At 61.7% G+C, this 20419-nt stretch carries 15 protein-coding genes and 3 tRNA genes; 12 read left to right on the plus strand and 6 right to left on the minus strand.

The features are described from left to right. Positions 1-100 precede the first annotated feature (100 nt). The 5 genes from ACO54Z_RS00285 to ACO54Z_RS00305 form a co-directional block, all read right to left on the minus strand. A tRNA-Lys gene (locus tag ACO54Z_RS00285) sits at positions 101-176 on the minus strand. Positions 177-180: 4 nt separating this feature from the next. Further along, a tRNA-Lys gene (locus ACO54Z_RS00290) sits at positions 181-255 on the minus strand. A gap of 19 nt (positions 256-274) precedes the next feature. Further along, a tRNA-Lys gene (locus tag ACO54Z_RS00295) sits at positions 275-349 on the minus strand. 98 nt (positions 350-447) lie between these two features. Continuing rightward, positions 448-1314, minus strand: coding sequence for an NUDIX hydrolase (locus tag ACO54Z_RS00300; protein ID WP_485995223.1), 867 nt, complete (start codon positions 1312-1314; stop codon positions 448-450). Between the two features lie 3 nt (positions 1315-1317). Continuing rightward, entirely contained in the window at positions 1318-2289 is a 972-nt protein-coding gene (locus ACO54Z_RS00305; RefSeq protein ID WP_485995249.1) for a bile acid:sodium symporter family protein, read from the minus strand. A gap of 134 nt (positions 2290-2423) precedes the next feature. Between ACO54Z_RS00305 and hemN the strand changes: the two genes are divergently transcribed. The 12 genes from hemN to murB all read left to right on the plus strand — a co-directional run bounded on the left by hemN (position 2424) and on the right by murB (position 18409). After that, complete coding sequence (hemN, locus tag ACO54Z_RS00310) at positions 2424-3806, plus strand: oxygen-independent coproporphyrinogen III oxidase (RefSeq protein WP_485995224.1); 1383 nt, start codon at positions 2424-2426, stop codon at positions 3804-3806. A 164-nt stretch (positions 3807-3970) separates the two neighbouring features. After that, positions 3971-7162, plus strand: coding sequence for a carbamoyl-phosphate synthase large subunit (gene carB, locus ACO54Z_RS00315; RefSeq protein ID WP_485995225.1), 3192 nt, complete (start codon positions 3971-3973; stop codon positions 7160-7162). Between the two features lie 100 nt (positions 7163-7262). Then, positions 7263-7751 (plus strand): FxsA family protein, encoded by a 489-nt coding sequence (locus ACO54Z_RS00320; RefSeq protein ID WP_485995226.1) that lies wholly within the window; start codon positions 7263-7265, stop codon positions 7749-7751. Then, positions 7748-9202, plus strand: coding sequence for a nicotinate phosphoribosyltransferase (locus tag ACO54Z_RS00325; RefSeq protein WP_485995227.1), 1455 nt, complete (start codon positions 7748-7750; stop codon positions 9200-9202). Before ACO54Z_RS00320 ends, ACO54Z_RS00325 begins: the two co-directional genes overlap by 4 nt. Before the next feature lie 129 nt (positions 9203-9331). Further along, the gene (gene nadE, locus ACO54Z_RS00330) at positions 9332-10078 is read left to right on the plus strand and encodes an NAD(+) synthase (protein WP_485995228.1); all 747 of its coding nucleotides are present in this window, start codon (positions 9332-9334) and stop codon (positions 10076-10078) included. 106 nt (positions 10079-10184) lie between these two features. Further along, on the plus strand, positions 10185-11372 hold the full coding sequence (gene ubiM / locus ACO54Z_RS00335; RefSeq protein ID WP_485995229.1) for a 5-demethoxyubiquinol-8 5-hydroxylase UbiM: 1188 nt from the start codon (positions 10185-10187) through the stop codon (positions 11370-11372). 72 nt (positions 11373-11444) lie between these two features. After that, positions 11445-11915, plus strand: a complete 471-nt coding sequence (locus tag ACO54Z_RS00340) for an invasion associated locus B family protein (RefSeq protein ID WP_298079821.1) — start codon at positions 11445-11447, stop codon at positions 11913-11915. Between the two features lie 300 nt (positions 11916-12215). Next, a complete protein-coding gene (locus ACO54Z_RS00345; protein WP_485995230.1) occupies positions 12216-13169 on the plus strand; it encodes a hypothetical protein in 954 nt (317 codons plus the stop codon). A 100-nt stretch (positions 13170-13269) separates the two neighbouring features. Next, the gene (locus tag ACO54Z_RS00350; protein WP_485995231.1) at positions 13270-13938 is read left to right on the plus strand and encodes an HAD-IB family phosphatase; all 669 of its coding nucleotides are present in this window, start codon (positions 13270-13272) and stop codon (positions 13936-13938) included. Further along, the gene (locus ACO54Z_RS00355) at positions 13935-16274 is read left to right on the plus strand and encodes an ATP-binding protein (RefSeq protein WP_485995232.1); all 2340 of its coding nucleotides are present in this window, start codon (positions 13935-13937) and stop codon (positions 16272-16274) included. The genes ACO54Z_RS00350 and ACO54Z_RS00355 overlap by 4 nt, the downstream gene beginning before the upstream one ends. 372 nt (positions 16275-16646) lie before the next feature. After that, positions 16647-17399 carry an RsiV family protein gene (locus ACO54Z_RS00360; RefSeq protein ID WP_485995233.1) on the plus strand — a complete coding sequence of 251 codons (753 nt, stop codon included), beginning with the start codon at positions 16647-16649 and terminating at the stop codon, positions 17397-17399. 20 nt (positions 17400-17419) lie between these two features. Beyond that, entirely contained in the window at positions 17420-18409 is a 990-nt protein-coding gene (murB, locus tag ACO54Z_RS00365; protein ID WP_485995234.1) for a UDP-N-acetylmuramate dehydrogenase, read from the plus strand. A gap of 193 nt (positions 18410-18602) precedes the next feature. On the opposite strand, the gene ilvD is transcribed toward murB, so the two are convergent. After that, complete coding sequence (gene ilvD / locus ACO54Z_RS00370; protein WP_485995235.1) at positions 18603-20285, minus strand: dihydroxy-acid dehydratase; 1683 nt, start codon at positions 20283-20285, stop codon at positions 18603-18605. Between the last annotated feature and the right edge of the window lie 134 nt (positions 20286-20419).

A 20419-nucleotide genomic window follows, 5' to 3' on the forward strand; every position in this document is an offset into this window, starting at 1 on the left:
TTCTATATCAACTACGGATTTGTTTGAGGCAGCATACATTTTAGGACACCACCAAAAATAAAACCCATTACGCTGAAACGTAATGGGTTTAACGAGAATCTGGTGGGCCGTAAAGGGCTCGAACCTTTGACCAATTGATTAAGAGTCAACTGCTCTACCAACTGAGCTAACGGCCCGTGATGGTGGGTCGTGAAGGATTCGAACCTTCGACCAATTGGTTAAAAGCCAACTGCTCTACCACTGAGCTAACGACCCTTGCAGGGACGGGATGAAATGGTGGGTCGTGAAGGATTCGAACCTTCGACCAATTGGTTAAAAGCCAACTGCTCTACCACTGAGCTAACGACCCGTCTGCCCGTTTGAGGGCGCGCATTATGCCAAAATATTCCTGTTATGCAAGGGGTTTTCCGCGTGTTTTTCTAGTTTGCTGTTTTTGTTAAAAGACGTTTAGCTCTGCATCTGCGGGTGGCGGTGGTGGATGCCACGACAGAGGACGGGATAGTCCGGAGTGTCGTCCGGGGTCAGGTAGCCGTGGCGGATGAGGTAGTCGATGACGACCACGGCGGAATTTTGTTTGAATTCATCGCTGTCGCACACGAGACGGGCGACTTCATCCAGCGGCAGGCAGAGAAATTCGCCGACTTCGCCGTCGCGGTTATGCGGGTGGAAATCGGGCGGCAGTTCCAAATCGTAGTTGTAGAGGGTGTCGGCGCGGATGCCATTTTCGGTCTGCGCGGTGTAGCTGATGATGCCGACCGGGCGCGCCTGCCGCGCGAGATGTTCGGGAACCGCCGCTTCTTCGTCGCTTTCCTTGATGAGGTTCTCAAACACGCCGATGCCGTAGGGGATGCCGCCAGCGGCGACTTGATCCAGTTTGCCCGGTTCAACGCTTTTCGTGGCAGCGCGGCGCGCAATCCACATATGCGGTACGCCGTCGCGCATGGTGGTGCCGTTCAGATGGACGCCGTAACCGCAGACGCCAATCACCGGCGCAGCGGCGCGCTCTATCAGTGCGCGCACCGGGCGGTGCAGATTGGCGAGCAGCGGCAGTTGTTCGTTGCGCCAGCCGCTAACGTAGCCTTCGCGGGCAAGCGCAGCGGCGAGGTCGGCGAGGATGGCATTGCGCGCGGCGAAAGCGGCGGGCGCGTGCCAGACGAGGCGGTCGCCGTCGTCGCGCAAATCGAGGTCGTGATCGCGCAGGCGGGCGAGGTTGTCGCGCCAGATGAGGCCGACCGGGTCGCCGTCGAGGATGAGCGGGCGGTAGGCGGCAAGGTCGGCGCTGTTCAGTTGTTCGATTTTGGTGAGGAAGGACATGGCTCAGTCATCCTGCGGGCGTTGGGCGTAGCGCTGCGCCAGTACGGCGCAAATCATCAGCTGGATTTGGTGGAAAAGCATCAGCGGCAGCACAAGGATGCCGACGCTGGCAGGCGGAAAGAGGATGTTTGCCATCGGGATACCGTTGGCGAGGCTTTTCTTCGAGCCGCAGAAGACGATGGTGATTTCGTCGGCCTTGTTGAAGCCGAGCGCGCGCGCGCTGTAGGTGGTGAAGACGAGGACGACGGCGAGCAGGACGAAGGAGACGATGCCGATGACCAGCAGCGTGCCAAGGCTGACCCGGCTCCAGATGCCTTCCAGCACCGCTTCGCTGAAGGCGGTATAGACGACGAGCAGAATCGAGCTTTGGTCGGTGATTTTGATGAGGCGGCGGTTTTTTGCAATCCAGTTGGCGGTGAGCGGGCGCGAGAGATGGCCGAGAACGAACGGCAGCAGCAGTTGCAGCATGACGGCGCTGATGGAGCTGGCGAGGTCAGTTTGCCCCTGCGCGCTCAGCAGCAGTCCGACCAGGAGCGGCGAGAGAAACACACCGAGCAGGCTGGAGGTAGCGGCGCTGCAAATGGCGGCGGCAACGTTGCCACGCGCGACCGAGGTAAAGGCAATGGCCGATTGCACCGTCGCCGGCAGGGCGCAAAGGTAGAGGAAACCCTGATACGTTTCCGCGGTGAGTACCGCCGGCACCAGCGGGCGCAGGGCGAGGCCGAGCAGCGGGAACAGCACGAACGTCGTCGCCAGCACCAAGAGATGCAGCCGCCAGTGGCCGACGCCCGCCAGCACCGCTTCGCGCGAGAGTTTGGCGCCGTGCATGAAAAAGAGCAGGGCGATGGCGGCGGTGGTGAGGTGTTTGAAGAAGGTTTTGCCGATGCCTTGCGCCGGAATGATGGTCGCGGCGAGTACCATCAGCAGGATCATGGCAAGGAAGGGATCAAGATGGAGGCGGCGGATGGGGTTCATCATGGCGGTTTTTGCGGTGTAAATGGGGGCGCGAGTATAGCAAGAGCGGGTGGCGCTGGCGCACAAAACCCAAGTCAATGCCGCCACCGTGCCGCGCTGCTACAATCGCGCCATTTTTCACACCTGCCACCACCATGACCCGTTACTTCGATGCCGAACTCATCGGCAAATACAGCCAGAGCGGCCCGCGCTACACCTCCTACCCGACCGCCGTCGAATTTCATGACCGCTTCACCGCCGCCGACTACGTCCGCCACCTGGAGGTGGGCAACGCCGCCGGGCGCGACCTCTCGCTCTACGTCCACATCCCCTTCTGCGAACACGTCTGCTACTACTGCGGCTGCAACAAAATCATCACCCGCAACCACGACCAGTCCGACGAATACCTCGACCAGCTTGAGCGCGACATCGCCCGCCAGGCGGCGCACATTGACCCGTCGCGCCGCGTCATCCAACTGCACCTCGGCGGCGGCACGCCGACCTTCCTCAACCACACGCAGCTGCGCCGCCTGCTCGCCATTCTGCACGAACATTTCCCCCGCTTCGCCGCCGATGATGCGGGCGAATACAGCATCGAAATCGACCCGCGCACCGTCAGCCCGGACGACCTGCGCTTTTTGCGCGAGCTGGGCTTTAACCGCGTCAGCTTCGGCGTGCAGGACTTCGACCCGGCGGTACAAAAAGCGGTGAACCGCATCCAGGGCTTTGAACACGTGCGCGACACCATCGCCGCCGCGCGCGACGCCGGTTACCACAGCATCAGCGCCGACCTCATCTACGGCCTGCCGCTGCAAACCGTGCGCACCTTTAGCCGTACCCTCGAACAAATCCGCGCACTCGCGCCCGACCGTCTTGCCGTCTTCAACTACGCCCATATGCCGCACATCTTCGGCGCACAGAAACAAATCAACGCCGCCGATCTGCCCGATGCCGCGACCAAACTGCAACTGCTGCAAGCGACCATCGAACAACTCACCGGCGGCGGCTACGAATTTATCGGCCTCGACCACTTCGCCCTGCCCGGCGACAGCCTCGTCCGCCACCAGCGCGACGGCACGCTCTACCGCAACTTCCAGGGCTACTCCACCTTCTCCGACTGCGAACTGCTCGGCTTCGGCATCAGCGCCATCAGCATGCTCGACGGCTGCTACAGCCAGCACGAAAAAGCGCGCAGCCGCTACTACCAGGCGCTGAACAACGGCGGCATCCCGGTACTGCGCGGCATCGAACTCAGCCGCGACGACCACATCCGCCACCACGTCATCACCGAAATCATGTGCAACCTGCGCCTTGACCTCGCCGCCGTCAGCGCGCGCTGGCAGATTGACGCGTCAGAATACTTCGCGCGCGAATGGCAGGCGCTGCAACCGCTCGCCGCCGATGACCTCATCAAAATCGACGGCAACCGCGTGGACGTCCAGCCGCTTGGCCGCCTGCTCATCCGCAACATCGCGATGGTGTTCGACGCCTACCTGCACAAGGCAGAAAACAGCAAGCGTTTTTCCAAAGTCATCTGAATCGCAGCCAACCGTATCATTGCCCGAATAGCCCGCCCTCGCGGCACACGCTGCCAGGAAGGCCTTTTGCGCGCGCTCGTGTCGCTTTTTCTGCCGCGTTTCGCCCGGTTATTCGCATTTTGTGCGAAAATTTCGCCGTTTTTGTTGTCTTTCGGAGTTTTCCCATGCCCAAACGTAGTGATTTGAATTCTGTACTGATTATTGGCGCGGGGCCGATTGTCATCGGTCAGGCGTGCGAGTTTGATTATTCGGGCGCGCAGGCGTGCAAGGCGCTGCGTAGTGAGGGGCTGCGCGTCGTTCTCGTCAATTCCAACCCGGCGACGATTATGACCGACCCGGAGATGGCAGATGCGACTTATATTGAGCCGATTCAGTGGCAGACGGTGGAGAAGATTATCGCCAAGGAGCGGCCGGACGCGATTTTGCCGACGATGGGCGGGCAAACGGCGCTGAACTGCGCGCTGGATTTGGCCAAACACGGCGTGCTGGAAAAGTACGGCGTTGAGCTGATTGGCGCGTCGGTCAAGGCGATTGAGACGGCGGAAGACCGCGATTTGTTCAAGCAGGCGATGAGCGAGATAGGACTTGCCAGCGCCAAGTCGTTTGCGGTGCATTCTATGGACGAGGCGCGCGCGGCACAGGCAGAGCTGGGTTTTCCGGTCATTATCCGCCCGTCGTTTACCCTCGGCGGTTCGGGCGGCGGCATTGCCTATAATCGCGATGAATTTGAACAGATTACCGCGCACGGGCTGGAATTGTCGCCGACGCATGAGGTGCTGCTGGAGGAGTCGCTGCTCGGCTGGAAAGAATTTGAGATGGAGGTGGTGCGCGACCAGGCGGACAACGCGATAATTGTTTGTTCCATCGAGAATTTTGACCCGATGGGCGTGCATACCGGCGACAGCATTACCGTCGCCCCGGCGCAGACGCTGACCGACAAGGAATATCAGGCGCTGCGCGATGCTTCCATCGCCATTTTGTGCAAGATTGGCGTGGAAACGGGCGGTTCAAACGTGCAATTCGCCGTCAATCCGCACGATGGCCGCATCATCGTCATCGAGATGAACCCACGCGTGTCGCGCTCCTCGGCGCTGGCGTCGAAAGCGACCGGTTTCCCGATTGCCTCGGTCGCCGCCCGCCTCGCCATCGGCTACACGCTGGACGAGCTGAAGAATGAAATCACCGGCGGCGTCACGCCTGCGTCGTTTGAACCGGCGATTGATTACGTCGTCACCAAAATCCCGCGCTTTGATTTCGCCAAGTTCAAGCAGACCAACAACCGCCTCAATACGCAAATGCGCTCGGTCGGCGAGGTGATGGCGATTGGCCGCACCTTCAAGGAATCGCTGAACAAGGCGCTGCGCGGCCTGGAAAACGGCTACAGCGGCCTGAACCGCCCGGCGGCGGTCGATGACCTTGAAGAAGCGGTCGCGACAGCCACGCCGGAGCGCATTTTTTACCTCGCCGAAGCGCTGCGGCAGGGGATGGGCGTGGCGGAAGCGCACCAGTTGAGCCGCATTGACCCGTGGTTCATCGCGCAAATCGCCGAGCTGGTCGCCCTCGAACAACCACTGCGCGACGGCGGACTGCCCTACCTGGACGACGCCGACCGCCTCTTTGCCTACAAACGCGCCGGCTTTTCCGACGTCTTCCTCGCCGAATGCTGCGGTGTCAAGGAAGCGGAAATCCGCGCGCTGCGCGAACACTACGCCATCCACCCGGTGTACAAGCGCGTCGATTCCTGCGCCGCCGAATTCGCCAGCGCCACCGCCTATTTGTACTCCACCTACGAGCGCTTCTGCGAAGCCGCACCGAGCAACAACCGCAAAATCATGATATTGGGCGGCGGGCCGAACCGCATTGGTCAGGGCATCGAATTTGACTATTGCTGCGTCCACGCCGCGCTCGCCCTGCGCGCCGACGGCATCGAAACCATCATGGTGAACTGCAACCCGGAAACCGTCTCCACCGACTTTGACACCGCCGACCGCCTCTACTTCGAGCCGCTGACGCTGGAAGACGTGCTGGAAATCGCGCGGATTGAGCAGCCCGACGGCGTCATCGTCCAGTACGGCGGTCAGACCCCGCTCAAACTGGCGCGCGCGCTGGAAGCGGCGGGCGTCCCCATCATCGGCACGCCGCCGGACGCCATTGACCGCGCCGAAGACCGCGAACGCTTCCAGCACCTCATCGACGAACTCAAACTGCTGCAACCGCCGAACCGCACCGCCTCCAGCACCGCCGAAGCCCTCGCCAGGGCGCAAGAAATCGGCTACCCGCTGGTGGTGCGGCCGTCCTACGTCCTCGGCGGGCGGGCGATGGACATCGTCCACAACGACACCGACCTCGAAAACTACATGAAAGAAGCGCTGCACGTCTCGCCCGACGCGCCGATACTGCTTGACCGCTTCCTCGACGACGCCATCGAAGTGGATATCGACGTCATCTGCGACGGCGAAACCGTCATCCTCGGAGGGCTGATGGAGCACATCGAACAGGCGGGCGTACATTCCGGCGATTCCGCCTGCTCGCTGCCACCCTACCGCCTCGCCCCCGCCATCTGCGAACAAATCGAGGCGCAGGCAAAAGCGCTCGCGCGCGCCCTCGGCGTCGTCGGCCTGATGAACGCGCAATTTGCGGTCAAAGGCGATGCCATCTACATCCTCGAAGTGAACCCGCGCGCCTCGCGCACCGTGCCGTTTGTCTCCAAGGCGACCGGGCGACCGCTCGCCAAAATCGCCGCGCGCTGCATGGCCGGACAAACGCTGGCCGCGCAAGGCATCCGCGACGAAATCCGCCCGACGCTGTACGCGGTCAAAGAAGCGGTGTTCCCCTTTGCCAAATTCCAGAACGTTGACCCCATCCTCGGCCCGGAAATGAAATCCACCGGCGAAGTGATGGGCTTGGGCGCGACTTTCGCCGAAGCCTTCCACAAAGGCATCCGTGGCGCGGGCGAACGCCTGCCCGCCCCCGGCGGTACCGTCTTCATCTCCGTCAAAGACGACGATAAGGCAAAAGCGGTGGAAGTGGCGCGCCTGCTCACCGCCGCCGGATACAACATTGTCGCGACAGGCGGCACCGCCGCGCACTTGCAGGAAAACGGCATCGCCTGCGAACGGGTGAACAAAGTCGCACAAGGCCGGCCGCACATCGTCGATCACATCATCAACGGCGACATCGCGATGATTGTGAACACCACCGCCGGCAAAAAAGCCATCGCCGACAGCTACACCATCCGCCGCGAAGCGCTGATGCACAAAGTCTTCTACCAGACGACTATCGCGGGCGCACACGCGGTCGCGTTGGCATTGTCCTTTGGCGAAGAAGAAAAAGTGCGGGCGTTACAAGAAATCTGAATAACCGCCTGCTTGCAGGGCGCCGGGTTGGCGCCCTTGCCATTCCGGCGCGGATACACAAGCGGGTATAATCCGCGCCAGATTTCAACGGGAGAACACCATGCCCTTTCTTGCCCTGCTTGGCCTTTGGGGCGTCGCCGAACTGGTCGCGCTGATTGCCGTCGTCAGCAAAATCGGCTTCTTCGCCACCCTCGGCCTCTTGCTCCTCTCCAGCGCCATCGGCTCGTGGCTGCTGCGCAGCCAGCAACAGGCCGTGTTGCGCATGGCCGAAACCCCTGGCCGCGACGTCGCCCGCGAGAGTGTGTACCGCATGACCGCGGGCGTTTTGCTGCTCATCCCCGGCTTTATCAGCAGTGCGCTGGCGCTCGTCTTCCTCGTGCCGCCGCTGCGCGCCCTCTTTGCCGGGTTGCTGTTGCGCGTATTGCCGACGCAGACGGTGTACAGCACCTTTTCCTGGCAACAACAAGGCAACGTTTACGAACACGAAGCGCCGCCAGATAACGACGTCACCGCCACGCGCGAAGACGGCACCGTCATCCACGGCGAGCTGATGGACACCCGCAATCCCAACCGGAGCAACGACGAATGAAACAAGCACCCGCCAACCACCGCGTTTTGCTGATGGACTACTACGCGCTCACCATGGCGCAAAGCCACTTCAGCCAGGGGCGGCAGCACGAAATCGCCTATTTCGACTACTTCTTCCGCACCGTACCCGACCACGGCGGCTACGCCATCTTCGCCGGGCTGACACAAGTGCTGGATTACCTCGAATTCCTCCACTTCACCCCGGACGACATCGCCTTCTTGCGCAGCAAAGGCGTCTTCACCGCCGAATTCCTCGACTACCTCGCCAACTTCCGCTTCCGTGGCGACGTCCGCGCCGTGCCGGAAGGCTCGGTCATCTTCCCGCACGAGCCGCTCTTGACCGTGCGCGCGCCGCTAATCGACTGCCAGCTGATTGAAGCCTACCTGCTGCTCACCCTCAACCACCAGTCGCGCATCGCCACCAAAGCGGCGCGTATCGTGCATGAGGCGGCGGGGCGGCCGGTCTTTGAATTTGGCGCGCGCCGCGCCCACGGCGGCGATGCCGCGCACTACGGCGCGCGTGCCGCCTACATCGGTGGCGTCGCCGCGACCGCCAACACCTACAGCGAATACGTGAGCGGCATCCCGGTGGTTGGCACCATGGCGCACGCCTTCGTGCAGAGCTTCGACAGCGAATACGAAGCCTTCCTCCAGTACGCCAAAACCTGGCCGGACAACACCGTGCTGCTGGTCGATACCTACGACACCCTGCGCCAGGGCATCCCCAACGCCATCCGCGTTCACAACGAATACCTCGCGCCGCGTGGCCACGCGCTGCGTGGCATCCGCATCGACAGCGGCGACCTCGCCTACCTCAGCAACCGCGCCCGCGAAATGCTCGACGCCGCCGGGCTGCACAACACCAAAATCACCGTCTCCAACTCGCTCGACGAATACCTCATCAAAGACCTCGTCCAGCAGGGGGCGGCAATCGACAACTTCGGCGTCGGCGAGCGGCTCATCACCGCAAAAAGCAACCCCGTCTTCGGCGGCGTGTACAAAATCGTCGCGCTGGAAAAAGACGGCGCCATCATCCCCAAAATCAAAATCAGCGAAACGCTGGCGAAAACCACCACCCCCGGCTACAAACAACTGTGGCGGCTCTACGACGCGGGCGGCAAAGCCATCGCCGACGTCATCACCCTGCACGACGAAGAAATCAACGACAGCCAGCCCTACGAACTGTTCGACCCCGAATACCCGTGGAAACGCAAAACCGTTACGGGCTTTTGCGCCGAAAAACGGCTGCAAACGTGGATGGAAGCGGGCGCGCGCAGCACCGCCATGCCATCGCTCACCGACGTGCGCGCCTACTGCCAGCGCGAACAACAAACCCTGTGGGACGAAATCCGCCGCCTGGAAAACCCGCACGGCTACTACGTCGATCTCTCGCAAGCGCTGTGGCAGTTAAAACAAGACCTCATCCGCGAACACGCCGGGAAACCGCAATAGAACCGTTCCCTCCCCAATATACATACACCTTGAGCGCTCAAGCATATGTAAATGAACCAAGTAGGGTGGGGCTTGCCCCACCGTCAACCCGAAGCAATAAAACGCTCCCCAAACACCCCCGGAAACCCCATGAACCTCACCGCCTACATCGACTACCTCATCGCCTGGCTCGAAGAGCAGCGCCGCGACCTCTATAACCTCGACGGCTACACCCTCGGCGTCAGCGGTGGCGTTGATAGCGCCGTCTGCGCCCACCTCGTTGCCCGCACCGGCTGCCCGGTACACGCGCTGATGCTGCCCGCCGCAGTGAGCAGCGAAGCCGACCTGCAAGACGCCGAAGCCGTCCTCAAAAGCGCAGGCCTCAGCGGCCACACCATCTCCATCGCACCGCTCTACGACCTTGCCATGCAACAACTCGCGCCCGTGCTGAACCCCGAACCGGAGCGGCAAAACGTGCTGCGTGGCAACCTGATGGCGCGGCTGCGCATGATCCTGCTCTACACCACCGCGCAAAGCCACCGCGCCGTCGTCCTCGGCACCGACAACGCCGCCGAAGTCCACACCGGCTACTTCACCAAATACGGCGACGGCGCCGCCGACGTCCTGCCGCTCGCCGCGCTGCGCAAAGAACAAGTCTATGAAATGGCGCGCCTGCTCGGCGTGCCGCAAGCGGTGCTTGCCAAAGCACCCAGCGCCGGACTGTGGGCGGGACAAACCGACGAAGACGAAATGGGCGTGCGCTATAGCGAGCTGGACGCCTTCCTCCGCGGCGAAGCGGTGAGCGAACAGGCGGCCAAACAAATCGCTTGGTGGCACGAACGCTCCCGCCACAAACGGATGCTGCCGCCGGTGCCGCCCGCCCCGGACCAACTCTGAAGCCCCGCCCCGCCTGATAATTCATAAAACTAAATCGCCCTGGCCGGGGTTAACCAATCACCATGCTATAATCCCGCGCGCATCACCCCTTACCCCGGAGAAACCCATGCAAGAACAAACCGATATCATCGTCGTCGGCGCCGGCCCGGCGGGACTCGCCTTCTGCCGCGCGCTCGCGGGCAGCTCGCTCAACATCAGCATTGTTGAGGCGCACCAGCCGGACGTCCTCGCCGATCCGCCGTTTGATGGCCGCGAAATCGCCCTCACCCATCCCTCCAAGGCCATCCTCGAAAACCTCGGCATCTGGCAGCGCTTCCCCGAAAGCGAAATCCATTACCTGCGCGCCGCCTCCGTCTTAAATGGCGACTCCTCCTTCCGCCTGCATTTCCCGGTACCCACACAAAACAGCCACCGCCAGGCGATAGACACCCTCGGCTACCTCGTGCCGAATCACATCATCCGCCGCGCCGCTTATGAGGCGGTCAAAGACCAGGAAAACCTGCGCTGGCACACCGGCCGCCGCGTTGTCGCTTGCCAAAGCGACGCCAGCGCCGCACAAGTCACGCTGGACAACGGCGACAGCATCAGCGGCAAACTGCTCATCGCCGCCGACAGCCGCTTCTCCTCCGTCCGCCGCGCGATGGGCATCGCCGCCGACACCCACGAATTTGGGCGCAACGTCCTCGTCTTCCGCCTCGAACACGAACACTCCAACGACCACACCGCGAGCGAATGCTTCTTCTACGGCAACACCCTCGCGCTGCTGCCGCTCTCCGACCACATCACCAACTGCGTCGTCACCATCGACAGCCGCAAGGCACCGGAACTCTTGGCGCTGGACGGCGACGCGCTCGCCGCTTACATCGCCGCGCAAATCGACCACCGCCTTGGCGCGATGAAACTGGTGAGCAGCGTGCATGACTACCCGCTGGTCGGCGTCCACGCCCGCCGCTTCTACACCAACCGCTGCGCGCTCATCGGCGATGCCGCCTGCGGGATGCACCCCGTCACCGCGCACGGTTACAACCTCGGCCTGCAAAGCCAGGAAATCCTCTCGCGCCTCATCCTGCGCCAGGCAGGGCAGGGCAGGGACATCGGCGACCCGGCGCTGCTCGCCGCCTACGACCGCCGTCACCAGTTGAACACCCGCCCGCTCTACCACGGCACCAATGCCATCGTCAAACTCTTTACCCGCGAAACCCCGCCGGCGAAGCTCTTGCGCCACGGCGTACTCCGCCTCTCGCAGGCCCTGCCGCCGCTGAAACACCTGATAACGCGCCAGCTTACCGGTTAGTTAAGCTACATAGACCCACTGCGGCCGCCGTGATACACTTCGCCGCGTTTTTTTCCCAACACAGGAGATTCCATGAAAACCACGCTGAAACTCGCTGCCGTCGCGGCGCTCGCCACCATCAGCCTCACCGCCGCCGCCAAACTCTCCGAAGGCAAAGCCTACGGCGACTGGAAAGGCACCTGCCAGGGCAGCGAATGCGGCGCCATCCAGATAGTCAATAACGAAAAAGGCGAACCGGTCGGCCGCATCCTGCTGCGCCGTATCCCGGAAGCCAAAAACAGCGTTGTCGCATTCATCACCGTGCCGCTGGGCGTGAACCTGCGCGCGGGCATGGCACTGGCCGCCGATGGCAAAGAGCTGGTCGTCACCCCGTTTGACTTCTGCGACCAGGGCGGCTGCAACGCCGCAATTCCGGTGGAAGGCAACATCCTCGACAGCATCAAAAAAGGCAACGTGCTGCAAGTCGCGGCCTTCGTCGGCGACAAACAACAAACCATGGGCTTCTCGCTCAAAGGCGTCTCCGACGTTATCAAAAACCTGTAACCGCAGGTCAGCACCAAGGCCGGACTCGCGTCCGGTTTTTTTATAGCCAAATCATGCCCTCCCGTAAAACCGGGAACAGAGGCGCGCAACACCGCCGTTCTGCCCCCTCCCCCGGTGGGGGAGGGCTGGGGTTACAGGTGGTACGCACGGTATAGCAATCCTCACAAAACCCTGTACGGCGTTGCGCCACCTCGTCGTACTGAATATTGCCTTCGCGCCTTGTACAGAACTTTGTGAGGATTGCTATATTTATATTCTGTAAAACCAAAAGCCCGCTATATTCATAAAAAGGAATTTCTCATGCCCATAAATCTCGGTCCCATCTTTGCCATTGCCTTTTTTCTAATTTGCGCCGGATTACTTCTGTTGCTTATCATTATTTGGCGTCTGGTCGCTGCAAGCAGTAAACCCGGTCATGCGCTGCGCAATAATGTTATAGCTACCATCATCACTTTGGGCGGACTTTGGGCATGGTTTTACCTGCCCATGATGATTGACGAACATAAATCTGCAAAAGCTGCGGAAGCCCACCGTGCGGCCTATTATCGAAGCAAACGAATTTTCGATAAACTTTGCGAAAGCGCGGGTGAGCGCGTTTACCACACCGCCGAAAACGTCGAAGGCATTACCCTGCTGAAAATTTGGAATGATAACGATCATAGGCATATGACCACAATGGGACTTAGTCTGTGGGAATATGGCGGCGTTCCCTGGCAATCTTTTGGCAAAAACTATATAGAGGAATTTCTCGCCTGGCGTCTCATTAAAGTGCGTAATGATCTGGACGGGCAATATACCGATGTCTACAGGGAGGGAACACTAAATGCCTACTACTATACCCCGCAGGAGCTGGATGAACGCTACCGTCTTTGGCGTGGCTACCGATTTGTTGATGTCAAAGAAACAGACGGCCAATACCAACGTTATACCTACCGTAATCCTTACGATACAACATCCTTTGAGCTTGATAGCACACCAATTACCACGCCAAGCCGCTATACCGTGACTTTTACTGATCCATTTGACCAAACAGAGCGCGAAAATTGGATTGGTCACACCCGTGCAACCATTACCGACAGCCAAACGAACACCATCATGGCTACCAAAGACTGGTACAGCATTGATCCGGAACAAGGCCGTAATAGTGCCTCATACGACGCAGAACGTGCAGAAGCCTGCCCGGGCAGAACCGGTGGCACCAGCCAAATCCAGCACTTCACTCAATCCGTGCTGATACCCAAACAAAACGACTGAATCATTAACTCCGCTGTTTTTCCCGTCCTTTCCATTTACATATACCTTGAGCGCTCAAGCGTATGTATAACCTCCCTCCAAAAAACAAAAGGAACCGCCCATGCCCAACTTCTACGACGGCATCGCCTTTGACTGCGACGCCACCCTCTCCGCCCTCGAAGGCATCGACCAACTCGCCGCCCTCGCCGGCGTTGCCGAGCAGGTGAGCGCGCTCACCCACCGCGCGATGAACGGCGAAATCCCGCTGGACGCTATCTACGGCGAACGTCTCGCCCTCATCCGCCCGCACGAGCGCGACCTCGCCACCATCGCGCAGCAGTACCTTGACCGCACCGTTCCCGGTGCGCGCGAAACCATCGCCGCCCTGCACGCGCGCGGCATCAAAGTCGCCATCGTCAGCGGCGGCATCTTGGACGCCATCCTGCCGCTCGCCGCATCGCTCGGCGTCGCCCCTGCCGATACCTTCGCCGTCCGCCTGCAATTCGACGCAAACGGCGACTACAGCGGTTTCGAGCTCAGCCCGCTCACCGGCAGCGGCGGCAAAGCCGCCATCATCGCCGCCTGGAAACGCGCCAATGGCCTGCAGCGCGTGGCGATGGTGGGCGACGGCATGAGCGACGTAGAAGCGCGCGCGCCCGGCGCGGCCGACGTAATCATCGGCTACGGCGGTGTGGTGGCGCGCGAAGCCGTGCGCCAGGTCGCCGACCACTACAGCACCGCCACCGACCTGCGCGACCTCCTGCCCCTGCTCACCCCGGAGACCCCATGACCGCCATCCCCGAAAAAATCGGCCAGTTCTACCTCGGCGACCAAATCCTGCCCGAGCCCGGCACCCCCGTCCTCTACGACGCCGCCGACCTCACCACCCACGCCGTCATCATCGGCATGACCGGCTCCGGCAAAACCGGCCTCGGCATCACCCTGCTCGAAGAAGCCGCGCTGGACGGCATCCCCGTCATCGCCATCGACCCCAAAGGCGACCTCGGCAACCTCGCCCTCAACTTCCCCGCGCGCCGCGCCGCCGACTTCGCCCCCTATGCCGACGCCGCCAGCCTCAAACAAACCGGCCAGACTGCCGACGAATGGGCAGCCGCCACCGCACAAAAATGGGGCGACGGCATTGACACCAGCCGCCAAAACGCCGCCCGACAACAAGCGCTTGCCGCCGCCAACCCCGTCCACATCTACACCCCCGGCGGCGAACACGGCCTGCCGCTGTCGCTGCTCGCCCACCTCGGCGCGCCCGACCCCGCCATCCGCGACGACCGCGAAACCTACGCCGACACCCTCGACAGCACCGCCGCCGCGCTGCTCGCCCTCATTAAAGAGGCAGGCGACAGCACCGCCCCGACACAACTCTACCTCTCGCACCTCCTCAAACACTACTGGGACGAAGGCCGCGACCTCGACCTCGCCCAACTCATCGCCGCCATCCAAAACCCGCCCATCAAACAAATCGGCGTCTTGCCCGTCGCCCAAATCTGCCCGCCAAAAATGCGCGACAAACTCGCGCTCGCCTACAACACCCTGCTCGCCTCGCCCGGCTACAGCGCCTGGCTGCAAGGCGCACCGCTGGACAGCCAACAACTCCTCTACGACGCGCAAAACCGCGCGCAAACCAGCATCATCAACATCGCCCATCTGAGCGACGCCGAACGCATGACCCTCGTCACCCTGCTGCTCGGCAATCTCATCGCCTGGATGCGCCGCCAAAGCGGCAGCAACACCCTGCGCGCCATCCTCTACATGGACGAACTCTACGGCTACCTGCCGCCCAGCGCCAACCCGCCCAGCAAAAAACCGCTGCTCACCCTCCTGAAACAGGCGCGCGCCTACGGCCTCGGCCTCATCCTCTCCACCCAAAACCCGGTGGATTTGGACTACAAAGCGCTTGCCAACGCGGGCACCTGGCTCATAGGCCGGATGCAAACCGCACAAGACCGCGCCCGTGTCGCCGACGGCCTCACCAGCGCCGCCGCCCAGGGACTCGACCGCGCCACCCTCGACCAATGGTTTGACCACATCGACAAACGCCGTTTCCTCCTGCACAACATCCACGAAGCCGCGCCCTGCATCCTGCAAAGCCGCCACGCGATGAGCTACCTCGCCGGCCCCTTGAATCGCGAACACATCCGCGCCATCACCGCTGCCGACCCGCGCCGCGCGACCGCAACCGCCGCCCCCCGCGACGACAGCGGCGACACCCCGCCGCCCGCCCTGCCTGCCGGCATCAACCGCCATTACCTGCCAAGCGAACAGAACGGTGGCATGACCCACTACTACCCCGTCGCCCTCGCCAGCGTCCACCTCTACTACCGCGACAGCAAAAGCAACACCCGCCACGAACAAACCCTGCTCCTACAAGCGCCCATCGACGAAAACGGCATCGACTGGAGCCAAAGCCAAACCGCGCCCGTTGCCGCCGACCAACTCCAAACCGCGCCGCACCAACCCTGCCAACACCACCCCGCGCCCGCCGCCGCGAGCGACCCCGCCGCGTGGAAAACCGCCGAAAAAACACTCGCCACCCACCTGCGCCAACACCAAAACCTCACCCTTTATTACAACAAAGCGCTGGACAGCTACAGCAACCCCGGCGAAGACGAAGCCACCTTCCGCAACCGCCTCGCCACCGCCGCGCACGAAAAACGCGACGCCGCCATCACCGCGCTGCGGATGAAATACGCCAAACAACACACCGCGCTCGCCAAACAACAACAAACCGCCCAAGCGGCGGTCGAACGCGAAAAAAGCCAAAGCAACCAAAGCCTGCTGCAAACCGGCCTCGCCATCGGCGGCGCGCTGCTCTCCGCCTTCACCGGTCGCAAGGCACTCTCCGCGACGACTATCGCCAAAACTCAGACCGCCATCAAAAGCGCGGGCAAAATCCAGAAAGAACGACAGGACATCGCCGCCGCCAGCGCGCGCGAAGCACTGGTTGCCGAACAAATCGCACAAATGGAAGCGGCACTTGCGCAAGAACTACAAACCCTGCGCGACCAATACGACCCGGCGACCCTGCCGCTCGAAGAAAAAACCATCGACGTCAAGGCGAGCGACATCACCATCGAACGCCTCGCGCTGGGCTACGTCCCGTTGGGATAACTGGCGCGTCCAGTCATATATAAACCACCGGACGGCTCCCTCCCCCTGCGGGGGAGGGCTGGGGTGGGGTTAAGCATTACTGCCGCCGATGTTGTTTGGGCTCGCATACCGGACGCTGTTTACAATTTGAATCCCCCTCCCCTGCGAAGCGGGGGAGGGGGTGTAAAAAATTGCGTAGCGACGGCACCCAAAACAAAATGTAAACAGCTCGCGTAGGGGCGGTGTAGGGGCGGTTAGGGCGAAGCCCGTAACCGCCCGCCACGACACGGGCAGTTATGCTGCGCCAACCGCCCCTACCGCATCCATTTACAGACGCATCGAACGCCCAGGTGTCTGTAAACTATCCCCTCCCGTCACAACCCAGGAAAACCCGTGAACCGCAAAACCCTTGTCCTGCTTCTCGCTGCCGCTGCCAACGCCCACGCTGCCAGCCTGTACTTCACGCTGGAACCCGTCGAAGCCAGCGACTATGATGACAATCCCGATTACAAACGCTTTGCCGAAACCTGCGACTATCAGGTGAATGTCCGCACAGATGTGAAAAAAATCAAAACCAACCGCCCGCAAATTGATGCGCAGCTCAACCGCGACGCGCCCACACCGGGCGACCTCAAAAAATTCGTCATCGACAGCATCAAGGGATTTTACGAAGAAGGCAGCGACAAAGAATCGCTGTGCAGCGAAACCCATAACTACGAAACCAGCTACACCCCGGATTACCTCGGCCATCACGGCGCGCTGGAGCAGTTCAGCGTATCCACCGCAGAATACACCGGCGGCGCGCACGGCAGCGGCGGCACGACTTACTACGTCTTTGACGAAAAAGACCACCGCCTGACCCTCGCCGACCTGCTGCAAGGCGACAAAAGTGCGCTCTATCCGTTGCTGGACGCGGCATACAAAAAAGAAGTCAATTTCGACCCCGCCGCCAAAGACTTGGAAGACTACGAGCGCGAGTACGTCAAAACCCTGCACGAAGCCGACAATTTCTACTTCAGCGCGGATGGCGTCGTTTTCTCCTACGTACCCTATGCCGTCAATAGCTATGCTGCCGGACAGGTAGAAATCACCCTGCCTTACGACAAACTGCGCGGCATCATTAAAGACAAATACCTGCCGCAATAAGCGCTTCGCACGACATCCCCATGCAAACCCTCCACCACACCGACCTCGCCCCGCGCCACACACTCGCCTGCCCGTCCACCGCGCGCGAACTCGTCCTGATAGAGAGCGCCGACGAATGGCGTACCGCTGCGCCCGGCGACCGCATCCTCGGCGGCGGCAGCAACACCATCTGCCGCGAAGAAATCCAAACGCGCATCCTCTGCCCGCAATATCGCGGCCAGCGCATCATCGGCGAAGACGCGGACAGCGTGCTGCTGCAAGTGCAGGCGGGCGAGCCCTGGGCGGCGGTCGCCGCCTGGAGCGCGGGCGAAGGCTGGTACGGCGCGGAAAATCTCGCCCGCATTCCCGGCAGCGCGGGGGCGGCGCCGGTACAAAACATCGGCGCCTACGGCATTGAGCTGCAACACATCCTTGAGCGCGTCCAGGTCTATGACCGCGACGAACGCCGCCTGCGCGACATCCCCGCCGCCGCCTGCCAGTTCGCCTACCGCGACAGCCGCTTCAAGCACGATTGGCGCGAGCGCTACATCATCAGCGCCATCACCCTGCGCTTTGGCAAACGCGGCGCGCTGCACACCGCCTATCCCGGCCTGCGCGAACAGGCGGACAGCTTGCGCACCCCGGCGGACGTCCACGCTGCCGTCAATGCCCTGCGCGCGCGCAAACTGCCCGACTCGGCAGTTGAGCCAAACGCGGGCAGCTTCTTCCATAACCCCGTCGTCAGCGCCGCACAATATGCCGCGTTACAAACACAACACCCTGAAATTCCCGCCTTCCCGGCAACAGATGGCACTGTCAAAATCCCCGCCGCCTGGCTGATTGAACGATGCGGCTTCAAGGGCGCACGCGATGGCAAGGTCGGCATCTCGGACAAACACGCGCTGGTGCTGGTCAATCACGGCGGCACCGCGACCGAAATCCTCGCCTTCGCCGCCGAAATCCAGCAGGCGGTGCAAAGCCGCTACGGTCTCGCCCTCCATATCGAACCCACCGTATTGGGCGACGATTAAGACAGGGAGGCTTGCTGCCGAAGACAATAAGCCTTGCTCGCCAGCTGTTTTTGACAGGTTCTTACGCCCAGCATCCGCCATAGGGTGCGCCTCGGCGCACCATCCGGGTGATGGCTATACAGAACTTTGTACGTATCGCTATACGCCACAAAAAAGCCCGCATTCCTGCGGGCTTTCTCGTTCGGGTGGCACGTCAAAACTCATCGGTCACGCAGCCCTTTGAGGCGGAGCTGACGGTGCGCGCGTATTTGTAATGCACGCCCTGGCGCGCACTGGCTTTCAGCGGCGGTTGTACCCAGCGGGCGCGGCGGGCGGCGAGTTCTTCGTCGGAGAGATGGACGTCAATGGTGTTTTTCACCGCGTCGATGGTGATGAGGTCGCCGTCTTCGACGAGGGCGATGTTGCCGCCTTCCTGCGCTTCCGGCGCGACGTGGCCGACGACGAAGCCGTGCGAGCCGCCGGAGAAGCGGCCATCGGTTATCAGCGCCACGCTTTTGCCCAGCCCCGCGCCCATGATGGCAGACGTCGGCTTGAGCATTTCCGGCATACCAGGGCCGCCTTTCGGCCCTTCGTAGCGGATGACGACCACCGTGCCTGCGGTGACTTCGCCGCGCGCGATGCCTTCGTTGGCGAGAAATTCGCCTTCATAGACTTTGGCGCGACCGGTGAAGGAAAGACCTTCCTTGCCGGTGATTTTCGCCACCGCCCCTTCTGTGGCGAGGTTGCCGTAGAGGATGCGGATGTGTCCGGTCGCCTTGATCGGGCGTTCCAGCGGCTGGATGATGTCCTGCCCGGTGGGCAGGCCGGGGACGTCTTTCAGGTTTTCGGCGACGGTCTTGCCGGTGACGGTCATGCAGTCGCCGTGCAGGATGCCGCGCTCCAGCAGGTATTTCATCACCGCCGGGACGCCACCGATTTTGTGTACGTCTTCCATGACGTAGCGGCCACTCGGTTTCATGTCGGCCAGCATCGGCGTGCTTTCGCTCAAGGCGGCGAGTTCGTCGATGGTGAAGGGAATACCGGCGGCGCGGGTGATGGCGAGGAAATGCAGCACGGCGTTGGTGGAGCCGCCGAGGATGATGGCGAGGCGGAAGGCGTTTTCCACCGCCTTGCGGGTGACGATGTCGCGCGGGCGGATGTCGTTGTCCATCAGGTAGCGCAGCGCCTTGCCCACTTGCAGGCATTCGCGCCGTTTTTCCGCCCCGGCGGCGGGATTGGAGGAATTGTAGGGCAGCGCCATGCCGAGCGCCTCAATCGCGGACGCCATGGTGTTGGCGGTGTACATCCCGCCGCAGGCACCCTCACCGGGGCAGGCGCAATGGATGACGTCGCGGTATTCGGCTTCGTCTATCGTCCCCGCGACCTTCTGCCCCCACGCCTCAAAGGCGGAGACGACGTCGAGCTTTTTGCCGTTGTGATACCCGGCGGCGATGGTGCCGCCATAGACGAGGATGGAGGGGCGGTTCAGTCGCAACTGCGCCATCAGCGCGCCGGGCATATTCTTGTCGCAGCCGACGACGGTGACGAGCGCGTCGTAACACATTGCCTGCATGAAGGTTTCGATGGAATCGGCGATGACGTCGCGCGAGACCAGCGAGTAACGCATTCCCTGCGTCCCCATCGAGATGCCGTCGCTGACGCCGATGGTGTTGAAAATCAGGCCGACGCTGTCGGTTTCCTGCACGCCGCTTTTGATTTCGCGGGCGAGGTCGTTTAAGTGCATATTGCAGGGGTTGCCTTCGTAGCCGGTGCTGGCGATGCCGACGATGGGCTTGCGCAGGTCGTCGTCAGAGAGGCCGATGGCGTGCAGCATCGCCTGGGCGGCGGGCTGGGTATCGTCCTGGGTGATGTGTTTGCTGTATTTGTTGACGCTCATAGGTTGCCGGTAGTGGTTGATGGAGTGGGCATTATCACGGCAGAAAATGCGGGATGCAAAACGGCGCGATGGCGGCGCGTGTGCGCGTTAAATTAAAGGTATAATATGTTCAAATCTGTGAATCTAGCTTTTGC

The organism is Cardiobacterium sp. (assembly GCF_057314735.1).

Coding starts and splice junctions, on each gene's coding strand:
- ACO54Z_RS00320 (WP_485995226.1), top strand. CDS start 7,263: ATGCCCTTTCTTGCCCTGCTTGGCCTTTGGGGCGTCGCCGAACTGGTC.
- nadE (WP_485995228.1), top strand. CDS start 9,332: ATGAACCTCACCGCCTACATCGACTACCTCATCGCCTGGCTCGAAGAG.
- ACO54Z_RS00305 (WP_485995249.1), bottom strand. CDS start 2,289: ATGAACCCCATCCGCCGCCTCCATCTTGATCCCTTCCTTGCCATGATC.
- murB (WP_485995234.1), top strand. CDS start 17,420: ATGCAAACCCTCCACCACACCGACCTCGCCCCGCGCCACACACTCGCC.
- ACO54Z_RS00345 (WP_485995230.1), top strand. CDS start 12,216: ATGCCCATAAATCTCGGTCCCATCTTTGCCATTGCCTTTTTTCTAATT.
- ACO54Z_RS00340 (WP_298079821.1), top strand. CDS start 11,445: ATGAAAACCACGCTGAAACTCGCTGCCGTCGCGGCGCTCGCCACCATC.
- ACO54Z_RS00355 (WP_485995232.1), top strand. CDS start 13,935: ATGACCGCCATCCCCGAAAAAATCGGCCAGTTCTACCTCGGCGACCAA.
- ilvD (WP_485995235.1), bottom strand. CDS start 20,285: ATGAGCGTCAACAAATACAGCAAACACATCACCCAGGACGATACCCAG.
- hemN (WP_485995224.1), top strand. CDS start 2,424: ATGACCCGTTACTTCGATGCCGAACTCATCGGCAAATACAGCCAGAGC.
- ACO54Z_RS00300 (WP_485995223.1), bottom strand. CDS start 1,314: ATGTCCTTCCTCACCAAAATCGAACAACTGAACAGCGCCGACCTTGCC.
- carB (WP_485995225.1), top strand. CDS start 3,971: ATGCCCAAACGTAGTGATTTGAATTCTGTACTGATTATTGGCGCGGGG.
- ACO54Z_RS00350 (WP_485995231.1), top strand. CDS start 13,270: ATGCCCAACTTCTACGACGGCATCGCCTTTGACTGCGACGCCACCCTC.
- ubiM (WP_485995229.1), top strand. CDS start 10,185: ATGCAAGAACAAACCGATATCATCGTCGTCGGCGCCGGCCCGGCGGGA.
- ACO54Z_RS00325 (WP_485995227.1), top strand. CDS start 7,748: ATGAAACAAGCACCCGCCAACCACCGCGTTTTGCTGATGGACTACTAC.